Annotated in this window: 2 protein-coding genes; both read right to left on the bottom strand. The window is 62.8% G+C overall.

Annotated elements, in window-relative coordinates:
* Positions 1-94: 94 nt before the first annotated feature.
* Entirely contained in the window at positions 95-1,024 is a 930-nt protein-coding gene (locus ACW9JC_RS29975; protein WP_457459571.1) for a PfkB family carbohydrate kinase, read from the bottom strand.
* Positions 1,017-2,483, bottom strand: coding sequence for a purine-cytosine permease family protein (locus tag ACW9JC_RS29980; protein ID WP_457459573.1), 1,467 nt, complete (start codon positions 2,481-2,483; stop codon positions 1,017-1,019). The genes ACW9JC_RS29975 and ACW9JC_RS29980 overlap by 8 nt, the downstream gene beginning before the upstream one ends.
* Between the last annotated feature and the right edge of the window lie 87 nt (positions 2,484-2,570).

A 2,570-nucleotide genomic window follows, 5' to 3' on the forward strand; every position in this document is an offset into this window, starting at 1 on the left:
GGAAAGCCCGCTCCCACAGGTTGGGATGGGGAACAAAAATAGTGGGAACACCCTAGAACCCTGTGGGAGCGGGCTTGCCCGCGATAGCGTCAGCTCAGTGACTAAATGACTTGCTGATCAACTCGTCCACCTCGGCAGTGCCGGGCGAAGTCGCCGGCCCCCACCGGGTCACCGCCAACGCCGCCGCCGCATTGGCCCGGCGCGCCGCCTCAAACGCCGACAACCCTTGCGCCAACCCGGCCACGAACACACCGGCATGAGCATCACCGGCACCGTTACTGTCCAAGGCTTCAACCTTGAATCCCGGCACATGCCTGCGCTCTGAACCCTGACTGATCCAACAGCCTTGCGGCCCGTCACGCACTACCATCAGCACCTCCTGCGGCAGATACCCGACCAGTCGATCCAATGCCTGAGCAATGTCCGTCGCACCGGTAATCTTCAGCGCTTCGACGCCGTTGCTGGTCCATACATCGATGCGCGGCAGCAGCGCCTGCATCAGCGGCGCATCCGGCGAATCCACCAACGGCCCCGGATCGAACACCACGTTGACGCCGTCCGCCAGCGCCAGCACCCAATCCACCAGCGCCTGCGCCTTGCCGACATGCAGCAGGCTGTAGCCGCTGACGTAGACAAAATCACCCGCCTCGGCCGCTACACTGGCCAGGTCCTGGGCGGTCAAATCACCCTCGGCGCCGATGTAGGACACGAAGCTGCGCTCCGCCGAAGCGTCCGTGATCGCGACGCACAAACCGGTATCGCGTTCGGCGCGATCAGCGATGCCGATGCGGATACCTTCCGCGTTCATCGCGTCGCGGGCCAGATCACCGAAACGCCCGGTGCCATGGCGACCGAGGTACACCACCGGCAACCCGTTGCGCTGGGCGGCGGCCATCACATTGAAGCCACCGCCGGCTTCGAAACTGGCGGACTGCGCCAGCACGTCGCCCCCGGCTTGCGGCAGTTTATCCACGGCCATGACCAGATCGATGATGACCTGGCCGGTGTGCAACATCTTAGGCATGAGCATTCTCGGTCAACGCAGCACGACGATCCTTCGCCCCGCCGAGTACACAATAAATCCCGCCAGCCACCACGAAGGTCACAATCCAGCCGAGGCCGTTATGCCCCAGCCACGAGTCGGACAGGAAGCCCTTGAACCAGACGTTTTCCGCCGTGGTGCCGATGGTGGTGAAGCTGAAACCCAACACGATGGCGATGGCCCACGCGCTGAATGCACGCCACTCGACGCCGCCGCGATACCAGTAGGCGCTGCTCGGGCTGACGTCCAGCAGATCCTTGGGGCTGTAGTAATGACGGTGAATCAGGTCGACCACGAAGATCCCGACCCACGCGGTAATCGGCACCGCCAGCAGGGAAATGAACGTGATGAACGGACCGTAGAAACTGTCGGCGATCAACATGAAATAAATCGAACCGGCGAAGATTGCGACGATGTCGACCACCACCGCGTAGACGCGTTTGACCTTGAGGCCGAGGGTCAACGTGGTCAAACCGGCGGAGTACACCGACAGGTTGTTCGACAGCAGCAAACCACCGAACGCGGTGATCAGGTACGGCACGGCCATCCAGGTCGGCAGCATGTCGCGGATCGCGATGATCGGGTCAGTGGCCTGGGCCAGATCGTTGTTGCCCACCGACAGCAAGCCGCCGAGGGTGATCAGCAACACCAGCGGAATCCCCGCACCGAACGCCGCCGACGCCACCAGGCGCACGGCTTTGACGCTGCGATGCTGATAGCGCGACATGTCCGCACCGGCGTTGGCCCAACCGATCCCGGTGCCGGCCGCCATCGTGCCGATGCCGATGATCATCGCGCTCATCGGCGCAGGCGTGGCGTTGAACACCGCGCTCCAGTCGATGGTGGCGCAGAGGAAGCCGCCGACCAGAATGTTCAGCGCGCCGAACACGTAGGTCGCCCACTTCTGGATGACCAGCAATGTGGCGTGACCGAGGCCGGAAACCGACAAGGTCAACAGCACGAAAATCGCGATGAACACCAGGGTCAGCAGCGGCGCGCTTTTCGCTTCCACTGGCGAGCCGAACAGGATCGAGCACAACGACAGCAGCACGAACGCGGCGGTGGTGGTGTTGACGGTTTCCCAACCCAGGCGCGACATCAGCGAGACCAGCGTCGGGCCGATATTGCCGCGTACGCCGAAGATGGCTCGCGACAGCGTCAGGCTCGGTGCGCGGCCGCGTCGACCAGCGATGGAGATGATCCCGACCACCGCGAAAGAACCGGCGGCACCAAGAATTGCGACAATGATTGCCTGCCAGATCGCCAAGCCGCGAAACGCCACGAGCGTCGCGCCCAGCGGTAGGCCGAGGATGGAAATGTTGGCGGCGAACCAGACCCAGAACAGCTGCAACGGATGACCATTGCACTCGGATTCCGGCACCGGCTCGATGCCTCGGGTTTCCAGTTGCCCGGCGTTCTGCCGGGCGTTCGATGAACTCATGAAAAATGCTCCTGTTGCCATTTTTGTGGTTGTGGGCAAGGTAGGAGCTGCCGAAGGCTGCGATCTTTTGATCTTGATTTTCAGCGA

The sequence above is a fragment of the Pseudomonas sp. SDO5591_S426 genome (assembly GCF_054070755.1).